Raw genomic sequence first — 18,958 nt, forward strand, 5'->3', positions numbered from 1 at the left:
ACCCATGGCAAAACCGATATTGGCTTGCGCCAGCGCCGGCGCATCGTTGATGCCGTCGCCCACCATGCCGACACAGGCATAACGCGCGCGCAAATCGTTGATCGCTTCCAGCTTGTCCTGCGGCAGCTGGTCGCCGCGGGCATCGCTGATGCCGACCTGGGCCGCGATGGCTTGCGCGGTGTGGGCATTGTCGCCGGTCAGCATCACCGCTTCCACGCCGATCGCACGCAGCGCCGCAACGGCTTGCGGCGCGGTATCGCGCAGCGTATCGGCCACTGCCAGGATCAGCAAAGGCCGCGACGCCGAGCACAGCACCACGGTGGTCTTGCCTTCGCTCTCCAGCGCCGACAGGCGCGCCTCCAGCGCCGGGCTGCAGATGTTCATTTCATGCACCAGCCGGTGATTACCCAGGTAAAACTGTTCACCGCCGATCTTGCCCTGCACGCCACGGCCGGTCAGCGCTTCAAACGCGCTGACTTCAAGCAGGCTTTCGGCTGCCTGCCAATGCGTTACCACCGCGGTCGATACCGGATGATCGGAACGGCCGGCCAGGCTGGCAGCCTGGCGCTGCAACTGACGCAGCAACTGGCCGTCGGCATCAGCCACTGGCTGCACCAGTTGCACATCGGTGACGCGCGGCTTGCCCAGGGTCAGGGTGCCGGTCTTGTCCAGCGCCAATGCCTTGATCTTGCGCCCCATTTCCAGGTAAACCCCGCCCTTGATCAGTATCCCATGCTTGGCCGCTGCCGCCAGGCCGCTGACGACAGTCACCGGGGTGGAAATCACCAGCGCGCAGGGACAGGCGATCACCAGCAGCACCAGCGCCTTGTACAGCCATGGATAGAAAGCCGCCCCCATCAGCAGCGGCGGCAAGGTAGCAACCAGGATCGCCGCCAGCACCACCACCGGAATGTAATAGCGTGCGAACTGGTCGACAAAGCGCTGGGTCGGCGCGCGCTCGCCCTGCGCCTGCTGCACGCTCTTGATGATGCGTGCCAGGGTCGAATTAGCTTGCAGCGCGGTGACCCGGTAGACGAATGAGCCGCGTTCATTGATAGTGCCGGCAAACACCTGGTCGCCGGCCTGCTTGGGCACTGGCATGCTTTCACCGGTGATGGCGGCCTGGTTGATGGTGGTTTGCCCTTCTGTCACCAAGCCATCGAGCGGTACGCGCGCACCCGGCTTGACGCGGATCAGCGCCGCCAGCTTGACGTCTCCGGTGGCCGCTTCGCGCCATTCGCCATCGGCGCCCTGCACCGTCGCCATGTCCGGCGCCATCGCCATCAAGCCCTTGATGGCGTTGCGGGCGCGATCCAGCGACAGCGCTTCGATCATTTCCGCCAGCGCAAACAAGAAAATCACCACCGCCGCTTCCGGCCACTGGCCAATGACGGCCGCGCCGATCACCGCCAGCGACATCAGGAAATTCATGTTGAGCGAGAAATTGCGCAGCGCGATCCAGCCTTTTTTCAGGGTATCGAGACCGCCGGTCAGGATGGCGATCAGCGCCAAACCGATCACCAGCCACGAGCTGTCCTGGCCGCCGCTCCAGACCACTACTTCGGCGCCGACCGCGGTGATGCCGGAGATCGCCATCAGCAGCCACTTTTTGCGCGATATCTTGAACGCACCATCGCCCAGGCCTTCGGCAAGACCGACGGCGCCGGTCAGCGTATCCGATTTAAGCGCCGGTTCCAGATCCAGCGCCTTGAGGGTGGCGACCAGGGTATCAATTGAGGGCAAACGATGCTGGACTGTCAGCTCGCGCTGGATCAGGTTGAATTGCATGGCCTCGATGCCAGCCATCTGCCGGAAGCGGTCGCGGATCAGCTTTTCCTCCGTTGGACAATCCATCTTCTGTATCAGGAACACAGCCTCGTGCGCGCCATCGGCCAGTGCTGCGCGGCTGACGGCCGCGCCGGCGTCCGCTCCCGCATGTTCATGGCTATGCGCGTGGCCATGCTGGTGACCGTGATGGTCATGATGATCGTGGGGATGATCGCTGTGTTCATGCTGGCAACTGGCCATGATGCTCTCCTTGACGCTGGTTTCATTGATGCAAATCGCATACTCCTTGCATATTTAAAACCCTGTAGCTACTATAAGGTCAAGGATTTACGTGAAATAACCTGGAAAAGGAGCAGATCCATGACTGCTACTGCACTCAAGATCGGCGAGCTGGCCACGCATGCCGGCTGCCCGGTGGAAACCATCCGCTATTACGAACGCGAAGGCCTGCTGCCGCTGGCGGCGCGCTCGCAAAACAATTACCGCTTGTACGGGCAGGCGCATATCGAGCGCCTGCAGTTCATCCGCCACTGCCGCTCGCTCGATATGACGCTGGACGAAGTACGCCGTTTGTTGCAGTTTCGCGACTTGCCGGAAGACAACTGCGCAGAAGTGAATACCCTGCTCGATCACCATATCGACCACGTCGCCGCCCGCATCACGGAATTGAAGGCGCTGCAAACGCAGCTCAAGCAATTGCGCAAGCAATGCCAGAAAACCCAGGCGGCCAAGGATTGTGGCATCCTGCAGGGGCTGGCCAGCATGGATGATGATGCGCCCGCCAATCTAGGCAGCCACGGCGGCGGAGTGCACTAGTGCAGTATTTCGCAGATAATGCCACTTCATAAACGGCACCTTTTCGCGCCATGCGTCGTTGCAAATCCTCGCGATAGTCCCGCTATCGCTCCGGTTCGCGCGGGGCGGCCATCCGTCTAGCCTGGCACGAAAATCCACCATTTCCGAAGCGCCATTACCTACGAAACACTACACTGATGAATATCAATTCGGACGATCTGCGGATTTTCATCGCTGTAGTTGACTGCGGCACGCTCAGCGCCGCCGCCGAACAGCTGGGTCAGACCACTTCGGGATTGAGCCGTGCACTGTCGCGGCTGGAGCAGAAGCTGGCCACCTCGCTGCTGACGCGCACCACGCGCCGCATGGAACTGACCGAAGAAGGCCATCTGTTCCTGGAAAAGGCGCGCGCTATCGTGACTGCGATGGAAGAGGCGGAAGAAGCGATCCAGGTGCGCCACCAAAGGCCGTCGGGACGGCTGCGGGTGGATGCGTCGCCACCGTTCATGCTGCATTGCATAGTGCCGCACATTGCAGAATTTCGCGGCAGTTATCCTGACATCACGCTGGAACTGACCAGCAACGACCAGAATATCGATTTGCTGGAGCAGCGCACCGATATCGCCATCCGCCACGGCGCCCTGCAAGATTCGATGCTGCATGCGCGCCGGCTGGGAGCAAGCTCGCTGCACATCGTCGCCAGCCCCGGCTACCTGCGCCTGCATGGCACGCCGGCCGACGCCGCGCAGCTCAAACAACATCAGTTGCTCGGCTTCACCCAGCCTGAATCGCTGAATATCTGGCCCTTGCGCCACCAGCAGGATGAGAATCTCTTGATCAGCCCCACCTTGCTGGCGTCCGGCGGCGAAACCATACGCCAGCTGGCGCTGCACGGTCTGGGGATCGCCTGCCTGTCGGCCTTCATGGTGCGCGAGGACATCGCCCGCGGCACCCTGGTCGATATCCTGGCGCCCTATAACAATGGCTACCGCCAGCAAATTCACGCGGTGTATTACCGCAATACCCAGTTGGCGCGGCGCATCAGCTGCTTCCTCGATTTCCTGCAATTGAAGTTGTAGGGCGGGCAAGCTGTTGCCCGCCCTTCGGTATTTAACCGGCGTGCGACTGCTCGCTATCCAAGTGCGCCATCATCATCGGCGCATAACGTTCGCCGGCGATAGCGTCGGCCGGCAGCGCGGTTTCTATGCGCGCCAGATCATCGGCACTCAACTGAACATTGGCGGCTCCCAGCGATTCAGCCAGGCGATCACGACGGCGGGCACCGACCAGGGGGACGATGTCGCTACCGCGCGACATCACCCAGGCGATGGCAATCTGCGCCACGCTGGCCTGCTTGCTGTCGGCGATGGCGCGCAAGGCGTCCAGCAGAGAAAGGTTATGCGCCAGGTTGTCGCCGCTGAAACGCGGACTGCGGCTGCGGAAATCACCCGGCGTCAGCATCTTGTCCTTGTTCCAATGACCGCTGATCAAGCCGCGCGACAGCACGCCGTAAGCGGTTACGCCTATCCCCAGTTCGCGGCACACCGGCAGAATCTCGGCTTCGATGCCGCGCGAGACCAGCGAATATTCAATCTGCAGGTCTGAAATCGGATGTACTGCCTGCGCCCGCCGTATGGTTTGTGCGCCCACTTCGGACAAACCGATATGACGCACATAGCCCGCCTTCACCAGATCGGCGATGGCTCCTACGGTTTCCTCGATCGGCACGTTCGGATCGAGCCGGGCCGGACGGTAGATATCGATATGGTCGGTACCCAGCCGGCGCAAGGTGTAGGACAGGAAATTCTTGACCGCTTCGGGACGGCCATCGCTGCCGATCCAGGCACCGGCAGGGTCGCGCATGGCGCCGAATTTAACGCTGAGCAGGACCTGATCGCGCTTGCGGCTGCGCAGCGCCTCCCTGATCAGCATTTCGTTGTGGCCCATGCCGTAGAAGTCGCCGGTGTCCAGCAAGGTAATGCCGGCATCGATTGCGGCGTGCAGGGTAGCGATGCTTTCGCTTTCGTCGGCGGGTCCGTACAGATCGGACATGCCCATGCAGCCGAGTCCGATGATGGAGGATTGCGGACCGGTGCGGCCTAGTTGCTGGGTTTTCATAGTGATTCCTTGGTTGGTTTATCCAGATGCAGCGAACGGGCAAGACCAGGTTCCGCTGCCTTGAAACCATTATTGTCCATCCCCGCCGGCGAATAAATGGGCATAGAATGATTTCTTTATTCGAGAATCTTCAATAATCCCCTTGCCATCCGAGAGAGCATAATGGACCGCATCCAGACCATGGGAGTCTTTGCGCGCGTGGCGGAACTGGGCAGCTTCAGCCGCGCGGCAGAGCATCTGAACCTGCCGGCCGCGACGGTCACCAATGCGGTGCAGGCGCTGGAGAAGCACCTGGGTGTGCGGCTGCTGCACCGGACCACGCGCAAAGTGACGCTGACCGACGAGGGCATCACCTACCTCGACCGCTGCACGCAATTATTAACGGAATTCGAAGATGTCGACGCCTTGTTCCAGCACGACCAGTTGCAACCGCGCGGCGTGATCCGGGTCGACCTGCCGGAACGCCTGGCGCATCAGGTGGTGATTCCGGCGCTGCCGGCGTTTTTCGCGCTCTACCCGCAACTGCGGCTCAAGCTGACCGCCACCGACCGTTTTATCGACTTGATCGGCGAAGCGGTGGATTGCGTGGTGCGGGTCGGTGCGCTCAGCGATTCCAGCCTGATCGCCAGGCGCATCGGCAGCATGGAGCAGATCAACTGCGGCGCCAGATCCTACCTGGAGCGCCACGGCCGGCCGCAAACCCTGAGCGATCTGCAGCATCACATGGTGGTGAATTTTTTTTCCAGCCGCACCGGGCGTGACCTCGGTTGGGAATACATGGCAAACGGCGAGCTGCATTATCTGAAACTGCCGAGCCTGATTTCAGTGGCCAGTTCCGATGCCTACCTGGCCAGTTGCAGCGCCGGGCTGGGGTTGATACAGGCGCCGCGCTTTGGCCTGGAAGATTTGCTGGCGAGCGGCGAAGTAGAAGAAGTGCTGCCCGATTTCAAGCCACCGCCGCTGCCGGTATCGGTGGTGTATGCGCATAACAAACATCTGTCGCCGCGGGTGCGGGTGTTTGTCGACTGGATCGCGAAACTGCTGGCGGCGCGTTACGCTTAGGGCCGGCCCGGCTGGCCGCCGGAGCGGCCGCTGCAATCACGACTTGACTGCAGCCTGCTGCGCAATCCAGCTGTCAATCTGCGCCTCCAGCATCTCCAGCGGCAAGGCGCCATTGTCGATCACGGCGTTATTGAAGCGCCGCAAATCGAACTTGTCGCCCAATGCCGCCTGCGCCTTTTCGCGCAGCGCCTTGATCTTCAGCTGGCCGATCTTGTAACCCAGCGCCTGGCCCGGATCGACGATGTAGCGGTCGATTTCCACCTGGTTGTCGTGCGGCGGATTGGCGGTGTTGACGTTCATGTAGTCGATCGCTTGCTGGCGGCTCCAGCCAAGTGCGTGCATGCCGGTATCCACCACCAGCCGCGCCGCGCGGAACAGCTCATCGTTCAGATGGCCGAACTTCGAGTAGGGATCGGTATAGAAGCCCATTTCGCCGCCCAGGCTTTCCGCGTACAAGGCCCAGCCCTCGCCGAACGCGACATACCAGCCGAAACGGCGGAACGCGGGCAAGCCCTTGATTTCTTGCGCTCGCGCAGTCTGCAGATGATGGCCAGGTATCGATTCGTGCAAGGTCAGGGTTTCCATTTCCCATTTCGGCCGTGTCTCCAATTTCGACAGGTTGGCGAAGAAATAACCCGGGCGCGAACCGTCAGGCGTGCCCGGTTCGTAATAAGCGCCGGCCTGGTTTTCCGCGCCGACGTCAGGCACCGCCTTGACATCGACCGGCGCCTTGGGAATATCGGCAAAGAAGCGCGGCAGCTGCGCCGAAGATTTCTTGATGATGTCCTTGTAGCCGGCCAGCAGATCTTCCCGCTTGGTGAAGTAAAAACGCGGGTCGGTATTCAGGAATGTAATGAATTCCGCGAACGTGCCGGTAAATCCGGTCTGCTGCATCACCAGCTTCATTTCTGCCTGGATCCGCGCCACTTCCTGCACCCCGATCTGGTGGATTTCCTGCGGCGTCATGCTGGTCGTGGTGTTTTCCTTGACCTTGAAGGCATAGTAGGCGGGACCGCCAGGCAGGCTGGAAGCGGCAATGCTGTCGCGGCAGGCCGGCAGGTAGACGTTTCTGACATAGGCATCGAGCTTGCGGAAAGCCGGCGCGATATCCTGCTGCAACAGCAGCTGGCCCTGGCGCGCCAGCTGCATGCGCTGCGCCGCCGGAATCGATGCCGGCATATCCTTGAACGGCGCGGCCAGAGGACTGCTGTCCAGCTTGGCGACGAATTCCTGCAACTGTCCGGGCACCACGCTCATGGTGACCTTGGGAGCCACCCAGCCGGACTTGACGCCCTGCTGCAATTGCGCGATCACGCCGTCGACGTATTTCGGCAGTGCCCGCAGGCGCGCCAGGTAATTGCGGTAATCCTTGGCGTCGTTGAACGGCGTTTGCGCCACCAGCTGCGGAAAGTCGAACTGGACGCCGCTCAGCTGCGTCAGCGGCGACGGATTGTAGGGGTAAAAGCCGGCGGCCTGGATATTCTTTTTCTTTTCGTAGATGAACAGGTCATAGGAAAGCAGATCCTGACCGCTCAGCTTGCTGCGGTCGATACGAGCGGCTTGCGCCAGCATCTGCTCCTGATGCGCGTTGGCCGCCAGGCTGGCGGCCGGGGAAACGTCCGACAAACGATCGTTATAGCGATTGTCGCCGACAGCGGTCGCCATCTCCGGCGCAGTGCGCAAGCTCCATTGCCAGTCGTTGTCGAACAGTGCATTGAGTTGTTGCTGAGGGGTTGCCGCGTGGCTGAATGGTGCGAGTATGAGAGTAAGAACAAAAACGATTTTACGCATGCTGTCTCCGGATGTTAGCCCGCTATTCTAGCAAACTAAGCCGGATTCATTTCTCAATGGAAACCGTCAACGCCTTTCCCTGGTTCGCTGGCGCGCCCCCGGCCGTTGTCGTCCTCAACCCCGCGGCTGGCGTCCTGCCCGGGCTCGCGCGGCAAGGCCGTGACTCTATTCCGGCCGCCGTCCTTGGCTTTGTACAAAGCCTGGTCGGCACGCACAATCAAGCTCTCCAGCGTGTCGTCATGATCGAAAGAGACGACCCCGAAACTGGCGCTGATCTTGAGAGACACGCCGTCATCCAGCTGGAAATCACAGGCGCCGATCTCGACGCGCAGCTTCTCAGCCACGGCGCGCCCCTGTTCCAGGTCGATTTCAGGCAGCATCAGCAGAAATTCTTCGCCGCCGTAACGCGCCAGCAGGTCGACCTTGCGCCGGTAGCGCCTGCTCAGTTCCGCCACCTTGCACAGCACCTGGTCGCCGGCCAGGTGGCCATGCTGATCATTGACGGCCTTGAAGTGATCGACATCCATCAGGATCAAGGTCAGCTGCCGCCGGTAACGCTGGGCGATGCCGAACTGCTGCTCCCCTTGCGCAAAAAAAGCACGCCGGTTCAACAGCCCGGTCAGGAAATCCGTGTCCGACGCGGCCTGCAGCTGAGCAATCATCTCTTCGCGCTCTTTTTCCAGGCAAATCCTCTCCTGGCTGTGCGCTTTCAATACATGGATCGCGCGCATCATGTCGCCGATTTCATCGTCGTAGCGCGGCGTCGGGATGCTGGTAATCAGGCGCTCGTTAGCCAGGGAAACAAATAAATCGGTGGCGTCGAGGATCGGCCTGAGGACACGGCGCCGTATTACGCGCAGCAGCAGGAAAAAAATTCCCAGGGCCAGAACCGCGAGGCCGACTGCCGCCAGCAAAACATAGCGCGCTCTCAGATTGCGCTGCTCGGCTTCACGAATCATGTCCATGATGATCAGATCGCGCAGATGGGGAATCGCCGCCATCGTCGGCACGTAGCTGGCGATCAATTCATCCGGACCCAAGCCATAGCCTCCCGAACTGCGTCCTATGACAAACAGGTTCGTCAGAAGATCCAGTCCTTCGCCCAGAGGACGTTCGCGAATCGTCTGCAAGGCTGTCCTGAAGTCAGGCTTGTGGCTGTATGCGCGCAGTTGCATTTCAATCACCGCATACAGCTGATCGGCCTGCCCGGAGAGTTTGGCGAAGGTGTATCTTTCCTGTGCCGTCAGCGGCCGCCTGGCAACCACCGGCGCGGTCAGAATCGAGACCATCTGGCCGGCGACGTTGCGCAGGCTGGAGGCCAGCTGCGCGCTGTCCACACCGTCATGGAATTGCTGATCGGCCTGGACGGCGATGCTGGAAAGAGCTGCAACGGCGGGCGCAAAAACATTCAAGGTGCTCATGATCATGGCAGCAGCAACCGCAACTGCCTCTGGATCACGCTGTGCCTTTGACCGGGCCGCCAGCGAGTCCATATCCGCGCGCGCGGCGGCCAGCCTGCGCTCTGTCAGCAGTACGTCCGCCATCACCGGCGCCAGCCAGGGGCCGGGCCGTTCTTGCAAAGCCTGCCGCAGATTGTGTAGGGAACGATCGCTGGCGGCACGCGCCGGCGCCAGCTTGGCGTGCATCGCCGCGTCATCCGGCAAATCTTGCTGGAGCAGGAAATTGCTCACTCCGCGCTCGGCTATCAGGTTTTCTTCTACCTGCAGCGCCAGATGCAGTTTTCTGATCGCGGGTATGCTTTCGGTACTGCGCTGATAGACCTTCCATTCGCCATCGACAATGATGCCGGCGAGCGTCAGGAACAGCAGCATCAGCAACAGGGAAATGAGCCCGAATAAGCGATTTAGTGACATACGAAATGACATAGGCACGGATCGAAATCCGGCGCGAATGTAATCTATTGTTTTTAATAGTTAGACGCTATTTGAATAAAATAATCAATAGCCCGTCCATCAAAGAATCGTATCACAAATCGCTAAAATGCCAGGACGGGTATGGCTGCCAGCTCAGGCGCCCACGCTGGCGGGCTGCTCTGTCACTCCGCGCATTGCCAACACATTGCGATACAGCGTGGCATAACTCTCGCCCATCACGCGCGCGGTAAACAATTTCCGGTAACGCGCTTGCGCGCGCACTCCCATGGCCTGCGCCTGCTCCGGGTTATCCCATAACTGTTGCATCGCGGCCCTGAATGCGCCGGGATCGCTGGGAGGCACCACCAGGCCGGTTTCGCCGTGGTTGTTGATATAACTGGTGCCGGTGCCGATTTCGCTGGAAATCATGGGCTTGCCATACATCGCGCCTTCCAGCAGAGAGATGCCGAAGGCTTCCGAGCGCAGGTGCGATGGAAAAACCAGGGCGTAGCATTGCTGCAGCAGCGCCACCTTGTCTTCATCGTTGACGAGGCCGAGGAAAATCACATTGTTCAAACCTTGCTCGGCGACGTGTCGCTTGAGTTCCTCTTCGATCGGGCCGGCGCCGACGATCACGATCGGATAATCGGTGCCGCGCGCGGCGTCCAGCAGAATGTGCAAGCCTTTGTAGTAACGGATGGCGCCGACGAACAGGAAGAAACGGCCGCCTATGCGCTTCTGCCATTGCTCCGTCACGGGGTCGGACGGCGTCGGATAGCTGTTTTTATCGAGACCGATGGGAATGACCTGGGTCTTTTCCTTGTAACCCGCCAGCACCGAACTGGTTTGCAGGTAGTTCGGCGAAGTCGCCACGATCGCGTCGACGCTGCTCAGGAAGCGATGCATCAAAGGCCGGTAGAGCTGCAGCAGCGCCTTGTAGCGCACGATATCGGAATGATAGGTGACCACGCTCGGCTTGTTCATGCGCGTGACGAAATGCGCCAGGTCCATGAACGGCCAGGGAAAATGATAATGCACCAGGTCGAAATCCTCTGCCAGCTGGGCGAAGCGCTTGATCGCGGACAGAGAAAAGCCGGTCGAGGCAATCTGCAGGTCCTGCTTGACCCGGTGCACCATGTGTCCGTGGAACATCAGTTCCGCCGGCTCCGGCGCGTCGCTCAGGGTCAGCACTTCGCTTTCAACACCGCTGGCAGGCGAGCACTTACATAACTGAAATATGGTCTGCTCGATGCCGCCATATGATTCGGACTGGTAGGTCTTGTAAAAATGAAGAACTCGCATTGCATCCTCTTTTGATTCTGCTTCATCATCCGTTGCGACAAGAAGTGAAAGCTATTTTCTATCGACACTGACTGCCGGTCTCAACGCCAGTCCATATTTTCTAACATTAAACTATATAAATAAACATTACTTAACCAATTGAAACTTGCCGATATACCCCGGCGGTGATCGCCGCACACCTTGCCCAGGAAAACGCCTGTGAGCGCCGCAGGCCGGCGCTGCGCCGTTCCGCCCACAGCGCGTCATCCTCCAGCAGCCGGCGCATCTGTTCGGCCAACCCGTCTTCATCCTCGGGATCGATGTAAGTACCGGCCGCGGCGGCAACTTCCGGCAGGCTGGCGCGGTCCGATGCAATCACCGGCGTGCCGCTGGCCATCGCTTCCAGCAAGGGCAGGCCAAAACCCTCGTACAGCGAGGGAAACACCATGATGCGGGCAGCAGCCGTGACGCAAGCCAGGTCGTCCTGCCCCAGATAACCGGCAAAGCGTACGTGGCCGGCGTTCACCGCCCGTGCCAGCGCCCCGCTCAGCTCATCCGTCTGCCAGCCTTCCATGCCCACTATCAGCAAAGGAAAACGTGCGCGCAGCTGTGGCGGCAAGCGGGCATGCGCCTTGAGTGTCAGCATCAGGTTTTTGCGCGGCTCCAGCGTCCCGACAGAAAGAATGAAACGACGATAAGCCAAGCCCATGGCATCCAGGCGAGGCAGCAATTCCGGTTCATCGCGGGGCCGGAAGATGGCGGAACAGGCAAGCGGTGCCAGCACTACCTTTTCTGGCGGCAGGTTGAACTGTTGTCTAAGCTCTGTGCCGATGAAATCAGAGTCGACCAGGATCCGGCTGGCATGCGCCACGGCCGACGGCAGGCGCCGTTCAATTTCCTTCAAGCGATCCCGGGGCTGGGTATGCGGGTAGTGAATATGCGTCAGGTCATGCACGGTCATCACGGTCGGCCCGGGAAAATCCAGCGGCCACAAGGTCGGTTCGTGATACACGTGAGGACGGGTCCGGTCTGCGCCGCGATCGAAGCAGCGCTGCTCCAGCAACCGCCGTATCCGGTAGGCGGCCGGCAGCAGCCGCTTGGCCGCCCCGGCCCAGCGCGAATATCCCGGCATGGCTACGCTAGCCAGCTCCGGTCGCCAGCTCGTGCCGTAAAAATACTGCAACTCCAGATCGGAATGCTGCTGCAAAGCCAGCGCCAGTTCGGCAACATAATTGCCGATGCCGGTGCGCGGCGCCCGCAGGATTCCGCTATTCAGCGCAATTTTCAGTTTCATCATGGCCGTCGGCTACATGCTTTTGTTGGACATGCTTTTTCTGATTCACCTGCTGCAGGACACGCTGCACCAGCTGACGCGCGGAATCTTCCCACCCGAGCCAGGACCAGTCCTGCATTTTTTTCGATGCCGGAAACACACCGCTGCTTTCATACTGCGCGACCAGCCGGCCCAATGACTCCGGCTGATTCAGGTCAAAATAACTGATGAAGTCGCCGCCGATCTCGCGGAAAACAGGTATATCGCTAGCCATCGCCGGCAAACCGCGCTGCATGGCTTCCACCAGCGGCAAACCGAAACCTTCCACAAACGATGGAAAAACCAGTGATTTCGCTCGACCGTAGGCGTATTCCAGTTCGATGTCGTCGAGATCATTGAACATGTGCAGCCGCCGCTTCAATTCCGGATGCTTCTTCACGCGTTCGATCAGGCGTTCATTCTTCCAGCCGATGCGGCCGATGAAGCACAGGACGACGTCGCTGCCACCTTCCCACAAACGCTCAAAGGCATCCAGTAAATACGCGTGGTTCTTGCGTGGTTCTATGGTGCTGACCATGAGATACACAGAACGGCCGGAGGCGAACAGTTTTTGCAGCGCGGGACTTACCGTTTTACTGGCGTCAACCTGGTCAAGCTCGGAACCCAGATGAAAAAAATCGAACCAGCGCCCGCTGGCCCGCTCGCTGCCAAGACGTCGCTCCACCTCGCTGTGCACCTGGTCGCGAATGGTGCTGGATATGGCGATGAAGCCGTCGGCCGTATTGGCGATCCATTCAAACCAGCGATCGAACACCTGCACCAGCGGGCCATCGCAAAACTGCGGATGAGTCAAGGGAATCAGGTCATAGATGACTGACACGATAGATACGCCTTGCCGCTGCAATTTTTCCGCGACTGGAAAAAAATCGGCATGCCAGGAGGAGTCGAGCAGCAGCAAGATATCGTCGTCACGGCAGCTCATTTCAAAAGCGCGCGGCTGCACATCAATATTTGCCAGCATCTTTTCGGTCAGGTAGAGGGGCAGCATGAACGAGAAACTGGCCAGGCGGCATAGCACGTAGGTCACACGCCTTACATTATGCGAGGCCTGCCACGGCCATAGGGGCAGCAGGCGCGAATGAAGCAGCCAGTAGCGGTTGCGTAGCTGCACCAGCTTCTGCGCCACTTTTTCCAGCTTCTTCTGCAGGCGGCTGCGCCACCCATCGGTATGGCTAGGCGCCAGCCGAGTGACTTCGAGTATTTTCCCGCGCTTGAATATGACGGGAACGCACACCGCTTCGCCTTGCACCGCCGGCAGACGATTGATGATGTTGCGCACCACACGCTGTATCCCCGAATTCATTTCGGGATGATGGAATACATAGGTGCATTCGATCAGCACTCTGCTCATATCGTCACTCCATCCACGCGCACGCTGCCGGCCGAGCGCTCAACCGCTATCTCGGCGTCCAGGAATGCGCAGCCGACAAAATCGGGATGCCGGGTATTGACCACATGAAAAATCACGCTGTAGTCGCGCCACTCGTAGTTGGTGTCAAGGTGGGAATCCAGCCGCGACAGGGAAATGGCGATCGAATAACTGCCCTTGCCCAGGTTCACCGGGAAGCGGCAGCGATACGCCAGTTTTTCGCCAGGCTGCAAGTCAGTCTGCGGCATCTCCAGCCGATGCGTATTGATGCCGAAGATCGACTGCCCGAGCTTGTCCTTGATCATGTAGCCCATCACCAGGCGCGGTACTGCGGCATTGATCGTCACCAGGACTTCCAGCGTGGCGTAAGCGCCGACCTCCACCACATCCAGCTGCCTGCCTTCGTCATCCAGCAAATTCACCGCCACGATGCTGGCTTCGCCGGTACCCGAAATGGTTCTCAGGCGGCCGTCTTCCAGGCGCTCCTGGCGTACGGTCTGCTGCTCGCGTTCAGCTAGCATGGCATTGTAATAATCCATTACCTCCACCGGATCGCCCTGCATTTCCAGACGGCCGCGGTTAAGCAGGATGGCGCGGTCGCAAATGGTCTGGATCGCATAGCGGTCATGAGAAACAATCAGCAGTGTGGTGCCGGCGTGGCGGAATGCGCGGATGCGCTCGAAGCTCTTGTGCTGGAAATAGGCGTCGCCGACAGACAGTGCTTCATCCACAATCAGCACGTCCGGCCGGCTGGCCGTGGCGACGCTGAACGCCAGCCGCATCTGCATGCCGCTTGAGTAGGTGCGCACCGGCTGGTCGATGTACTCGCCGATTTCGGCAAATGCTTCTATCGCCGGCATCAGCGCAATGATCTCGTCGCCGCGCAAGCCTTGCAGCTGGCCGGCCATGATCGCGTTCTGCCTGCCGGTGAAGTCAGGATGGAAACCCATGCCGAGCTCCAGCAACGCCGCCACCCGCCCCTGGATGTCGATCGTGCCAGCCGTACTCTGGGTGGTGCCGGCAATCAGTTTCAGCAATGTGCTTTTGCCGGCGCCATTGATGCCGACGATGCCTACCGCTTCGCCGGCCGCCAGCTGGAAATCGATATCCTGCAAGACCCAATGCAACTGATGCCGCGGCCCGGAAAACGGCGATAGCCATTCGGCCAGGCGGGCCCAGCGCCCGTCGTATGTCTTGTAGGCCTTGCCCAGGCCTTTAACCGTGACCTTACCCATCAGAGTTCATCCACCATTTCACCGGCATGCCTGCGAAACAGCAGCATGCCGAAAACGCACAGGGCCACGCTCAGCAAGGCAACCGGCCACAGGCTGCTCCAGCGTGGCCATGCCGCACTGATGAAGATGCCCTGGTAGGCGATGATCAATGCGCTCATCGGATTAAACTTGAGCAAGGTCTGGACGCCGGCCGGCAAGGTCGAGACCGTATAGACGATCGGCGTGAACCAGAACCAGAACTGCAGCACGATGCCGAACAGCTGGCCGATATCCCGGAAAAAAACGTTCAGCACGCCGAGCACGATGCCGAGCCCCATCGAAAACAGCACTTGTATCAGCAACAGCGGCAACATGGCGAAGAAGACCCAGCCGGGGAAATTGCCGGAGACCAGCAGAAAACCAAGGAACAAGGCGAAAATGATGCAAAAATTCAGGCCCGCGTTGAGCACCGTAATGATCGGCAGGCAGATGCGCGGAAAATTGAGCTTCTTGATCATGTTGCCATTTTCCAGAAACACGTTCTGCATGCGCGACACCGTCTCGGTAAAAAATCCCCAGGTCAGCAAGCCGGCGCAAAGATAAATCCCGTAGGCGAACTGGCTGCTGGCATTCGGCAGGCGCGCATGCATGATCTGCGAGAAAATCACCGTATAGACCACGATCATGGCCAGCGGATTGAGCACCATCCAGGCCGCGCCCAGCATCGAATTCCGGTAACGCGACTGGAACTCGCGCCGGACGCTGCCGGCAATGAAGCCGCGGTAGTGCCAGATCGAGCGCAACAGGGTGTGCGCTTTGCTCTTCTGCATCAGATTCAACACTTTCAGCACTATCGGCACCTGCCGTATTTATCGTCGAAGCGCACGATATCGTCTTCGCCCAGATAAGCGCCGCTTTGCACCTCGATCATGACCAGTTCCAGCAAACCGGGATTTTCCAGGCGATGTCTGGTACCGGCAGGAATGTAAGTCGACTCGTTGGTGTTGACATAGATTTCCCGTTCGCCGTTGACCACCTTCGCCATGCCATGCACCACTACCCAATGCTCGCTGCGGTGATGATGCATCTGCAGCGACAGCGATGCCCCCTGCTTGACCACAATGCGCTTGATCTTGAAATTGGGTCCCTGTTCCAGCAAGGTGTAGCTGCCCCATGGACGGAACACGGTGCGATGCAGTTTATAGGTATCGTGTTCGCTGCTCTTGAGCTGCTGCACCACTTTCTTCACGTTCTGCACATGGTCGGGATGCGCAATCAGCAAGGCGTCGGGCGTGTCCACCACGATCAGGTTGTTGACGCCGACGGTCGCCACCAGGCGCTGCTCGGAATAGATGTAATTGTTCCTGCTGTCGATCAGCACCGCCTCGCCCAGCACACGATTTTCCTGTTCGTCAGGCTCCACCAGCTGTCGCAAGGCGCCCCAAGACCCGATATCGTTCCAGTCAAAGTCGGCCGGTATCACCGCGACCTTGTCGGAACGCTCCAGCACGGCATAATCGATCGAAATATCCTGCATCGCCATGAAGCTTGCGCCATCCAATTCTTGCAGCAAGACGCCGGCGGAAGGAGCGGCCGGGCTGGCTTCGATGCAGGCGGTGGCCGCCGCCAGGATCTCGGGTGCATGCTTTTCCAGCTCGGCCAGGAAAACCGATACAGAGAAGCAGAAAATACCGGCGTTCCACAGATGCTTGCCGCTGCCGACAAAGCCGGCGGCACGCTCGGCATCCGGCTTTTCGATAAAACGCTTGACCTGCGCAGCGCCGGCGCTATCGATCTCGTCGCCGCACTCGATATAGCCAAAGCCGGTCTCCGGCGTCAACGGCCGCACGCCGAAGGTCACCAGGTAGCCTTGCTTGGCGACTTCGATGGCGTGTCGCACGGCGTCGGCAAAACACTCGACATCCTTGATCAGGTGATCCGCCGGCATCACCACCATGATGGTGTTGTCGCCATGTAAGGCACGCAGCGATACCGCTGCCGCCGCGATTGCCGGCGCCGTATTGCGTCCAGCAGGCTCAAGCATGAAATGTGGGCGGTGATGCGGCCCCAGGTCGGCAGAGATGAACTCGTCTTTGCTCTGAAAATAATAGTCACGATTCGTGACGCTCAAGATATCGCCGCGGATGCCGATCTCGGCCACCCGCTGATAGGTCTTCTGCAGCAGGCTCTTGCCGTCCGGGAGCTTGATGAAGGGCTTCGGGTGTCCTTCCCGCGAAACCGGCCACAAGCGCGTGCCGGCACCGCCCGAGAGCACCACTGGCACGATCACTGCCGTTGCTGTTAATGGAATACCGGGTTCTGGCGTACGCATCTTGCTCTCCCTTTATTCTTTGTCTGAGGCCAGGCGGCGCATATCGGCGTCGACCATTTGCTGTATCAATTGTTCCAGTCCGGTTTTCGGTTTCCAGCCAAGCTTGCGCCGGGCCTTGGCTGGATTGCCGAGCAAGACGTCCACTTCGGCGGGACGGAATAGCTGCGGATCGATCACCAGATAATCTTCGTAATTCAGATCGAGATGGGTAAAGGCAATCCGGCACATCTCGCGCACGCTGGTGGTGACGCCGGTGGCGATCACATAGTCTTCAGCCTGCTCCTGCTGCAGCATGAGCCACATCGCTTCCACGTAATCGCCGGCAAATCCCCAGTCGCGCCTGGCGTCGATATTTCCCAGCCGCAGTTCGCGCTGCTTGCCGAGCTTGATGCGCGCTGCCGCGTCCGTCACCTTGCGAGTGACGAATTCGATGCCGCGCAAGGGCGACTCATGGTTGAACAAGATGCCGCTGGAAGCATGCAGGCCAAAGCTTTCACGGTAGTTGACAGTGATCCAGTGACCGTACAGCTTAGCTACCCCATACGGGCTGCGCGGATAAAACGGCGTGTTTTCATCCTGGTGTTCAGCCTGGATCAGGCCGAACATTTCGCTGGTGGAGGCTTGATAGAAACGCGCCGCTGGACAAAACTGGCGAATCGCTTCCAGCATGTGGGTGACGCCCAGCCCATCCACCATCCCGGTCACCACCGGCTGGTTCCAGGAAGTGCCGACAAAGCTTTGCGCGCCCAGGTTATAGATTTCATCCGGACGGGCCTGACAGACGGCGCGTATGGCGGAAGTAGCATCGGCCAGGTCGCCATCTATCAATTGCAGCTTTTCCAGGATGCCGAGTTCGCGCAAGCGCCACAGCGTGTCGCTGCTGCGCCTTGCCAGCAGGCCGTACACCTTGTAACCCTTGCCAAGCAGCAGCTTGGCAAGGTAAGCGCCGTCTTGTCCGGTGACGCCCGTAATCAATGCTGTCTTTGTCATTGCCTGTATCTCCGTTGATTCTGTTTTTGATTATTCTTGTGTCACGGCTGCGCTTGCGCCGCCGCTACCCTGGCATCCCAGTCCGCCAGGACATTCAATAAGGTCTGCTGCATGGGAATGGCAGGCTGCCATGCCGTGGCCTGCGTGATTTTCTGGTTGCTGCCTTTTACCCGGCGCAAGTCCGAAGGCCGCAAGCGCGCAGGGTCTTGCTCGATCACGGCATCGGTCTCGGTCAGGTACAGCATGCTGGCGATCATGTCGCGGATCAGATACTCCTTGCCCGAGCAGACATTGTAGGTTTCGCCGTTCTGGCCGCTTTCAAGCAGCGCCAGGTAGGCGGAAATAACGTCCTCCACATCCAGGAAATCGCGGCTGACGTCGACGTCGCCGACCAGTATGCGCGGCTCTTGCAGCTTCAGGCGGATCCGCGCCAGCTGGCGGGCGACGCTGGAAATCACGAAATCTTCACGCTGCCCCGGGCCGATATGATTGAACGGCCGCGCCACCATGATGCGCCACGGCAGATTGCAGCTCCACTGATAGCACAGCAGCTCTGCCGCCGCCTTGCTGACCGCGTAGGGATTTTGCGGACGCACTGGCTGTTGTTCGCCGATCGGCAACAGCTCCGGATCGACGCGGCCGTAGACGTCGCCCGAGCTGACATACAGAAAAGTGCCGTTGAAGCCGCCGCGCTGCAAAGCCTGCAGCAGGTTGAGCGTGCCCTTCAGGTTGACGTCCAGCGTGTGCGCCGGGTCGCGAAAAGCTTCGGGAATGAAGGTCTGGCCGGCAAGATGTATCACCGCGTCCGGGCGCGCCTGCCGCAGCACCTGATCCAGCGCTGCCGGATCCAGCAGGTCATAGGCGCTGTCGGCGGTTACCAACTGCCAGCCAAGGGCGGCAACGGCGTGTGCGCGCAGACGTTCAAAGGCAAGGCCGACAAAGCCTGACTGCCCGGTGATGAATAATCGCTTCATATGCAGCCGCTCCTTGCCTGCTGTTGTTGACTCAAAG

General features: G+C 59.8%; 15 protein-coding genes. 3 read left to right on the plus strand and 12 right to left on the minus strand.

Translation table 11 applies throughout. The features are described 5' to 3' along the window. On the minus strand, positions 1-2,028 hold a 2,028-nt coding region (locus VNZ65_RS13820; RefSeq protein ID WP_325669925.1), incomplete at its 3' end, for a heavy metal translocating P-type ATPase. A 120-nt stretch (positions 2,029-2,148) separates the two neighbouring features. Between VNZ65_RS13820 and cadR the strand changes: the two genes are divergently transcribed. Then, positions 2,149-2,604 carry a Cd(II)/Pb(II)-responsive transcriptional regulator gene (gene cadR / locus VNZ65_RS13825; protein ID WP_325669927.1) on the plus strand — a complete coding sequence of 152 codons (456 nt, stop codon included), beginning with the start codon at positions 2,149-2,151 and terminating at the stop codon, positions 2,602-2,604. 176 nt (positions 2,605-2,780) lie between these two features. Continuing rightward, on the plus strand, positions 2,781-3,662 hold the full coding sequence (locus VNZ65_RS13830; protein WP_325669929.1) for a LysR family transcriptional regulator: 882 nt from the start codon (positions 2,781-2,783) through the stop codon (positions 3,660-3,662). A gap of 31 nt (positions 3,663-3,693) precedes the next feature. Here the strand turns inward: VNZ65_RS13830 and VNZ65_RS13835 are convergent, their stop codons facing one another. After that, positions 3,694-4,701, minus strand: coding sequence for an aldo/keto reductase (locus VNZ65_RS13835; protein ID WP_325669931.1), 1,008 nt, complete (start codon positions 4,699-4,701; stop codon positions 3,694-3,696). Between the two features lie 162 nt (positions 4,702-4,863). Between VNZ65_RS13835 and VNZ65_RS13840 the strand changes: the two genes are divergently transcribed. Beyond that, on the plus strand, positions 4,864-5,763 hold the full coding sequence (locus VNZ65_RS13840; RefSeq protein ID WP_325669933.1) for a LysR family transcriptional regulator: 900 nt from the start codon (positions 4,864-4,866) through the stop codon (positions 5,761-5,763). A gap of 36 nt (positions 5,764-5,799) precedes the next feature. Here VNZ65_RS13840 and VNZ65_RS13845 read toward each other — a convergent pair whose 3' ends face one another. The 10 genes from VNZ65_RS13845 to VNZ65_RS13890 all read right to left on the minus strand — a co-directional run bounded on the left by VNZ65_RS13845 (position 5,800) and on the right by VNZ65_RS13890 (position 18,921). Next, complete coding sequence (locus VNZ65_RS13845; protein ID WP_325669935.1) at positions 5,800-7,554, minus strand: DUF885 domain-containing protein; 1,755 nt, start codon at positions 7,552-7,554, stop codon at positions 5,800-5,802. A gap of 53 nt (positions 7,555-7,607) precedes the next feature. Next, entirely contained in the window at positions 7,608-9,428 is a 1,821-nt protein-coding gene (locus VNZ65_RS13850) for a GGDEF domain-containing protein (protein ID WP_325669937.1), read from the minus strand. A gap of 153 nt (positions 9,429-9,581) precedes the next feature. Next, the gene (locus VNZ65_RS13855) at positions 9,582-10,730 is read right to left on the minus strand and encodes a glycosyltransferase family 4 protein (RefSeq protein ID WP_325669939.1); all 1,149 of its coding nucleotides are present in this window, start codon (positions 10,728-10,730) and stop codon (positions 9,582-9,584) included. Between the two features lie 130 nt (positions 10,731-10,860). After that, a complete protein-coding gene (locus tag VNZ65_RS13860) occupies positions 10,861-12,006 on the minus strand; it encodes a glycosyltransferase family 1 protein (RefSeq protein WP_325669941.1) in 1,146 nt (381 codons plus the stop codon). Further along, entirely contained in the window at positions 11,978-13,393 is a 1,416-nt protein-coding gene (locus VNZ65_RS13865; protein ID WP_325669943.1) for a glycosyltransferase family 1 protein, read from the minus strand. The genes VNZ65_RS13860 and VNZ65_RS13865 overlap by 29 nt, the downstream gene beginning before the upstream one ends. Then, positions 13,390-14,646, minus strand: a complete 1,257-nt coding sequence (locus VNZ65_RS13870) for an ABC transporter ATP-binding protein (protein WP_325669945.1) — start codon at positions 14,644-14,646, stop codon at positions 13,390-13,392. The genes VNZ65_RS13865 and VNZ65_RS13870 overlap by 4 nt, the downstream gene beginning before the upstream one ends. Then, a complete protein-coding gene (locus tag VNZ65_RS13875) occupies positions 14,646-15,455 on the minus strand; it encodes an ABC transporter permease (protein ID WP_325669946.1) in 810 nt (269 codons plus the stop codon). The genes VNZ65_RS13870 and VNZ65_RS13875 overlap by 1 nt, the downstream gene beginning before the upstream one ends. A gap of 20 nt (positions 15,456-15,475) precedes the next feature. Next, positions 15,476-16,957 (minus strand): mannose-1-phosphate guanylyltransferase/mannose-6-phosphate isomerase, encoded by a 1,482-nt coding sequence (locus VNZ65_RS13880; RefSeq protein ID WP_325669948.1) that lies wholly within the window; start codon positions 16,955-16,957, stop codon positions 15,476-15,478. A gap of 12 nt (positions 16,958-16,969) precedes the next feature. Beyond that, on the minus strand, positions 16,970-17,947 hold the full coding sequence (locus VNZ65_RS13885; protein ID WP_325669950.1) for a GDP-mannose 4,6-dehydratase: 978 nt from the start codon (positions 17,945-17,947) through the stop codon (positions 16,970-16,972). A 41-nt stretch (positions 17,948-17,988) separates the two neighbouring features. Next, the gene (locus tag VNZ65_RS13890) at positions 17,989-18,921 is read right to left on the minus strand and encodes a GDP-mannose 4,6-dehydratase (RefSeq protein WP_325669952.1); all 933 of its coding nucleotides are present in this window, start codon (positions 18,919-18,921) and stop codon (positions 17,989-17,991) included. Positions 18,922-18,958 lie beyond the last annotated feature (37 nt).

It is taken from the genome of Collimonas sp. (assembly GCF_035566555.1).
Lineage (GTDB): Bacteria > Pseudomonadota > Gammaproteobacteria > Burkholderiales > Burkholderiaceae_D > Collimonas.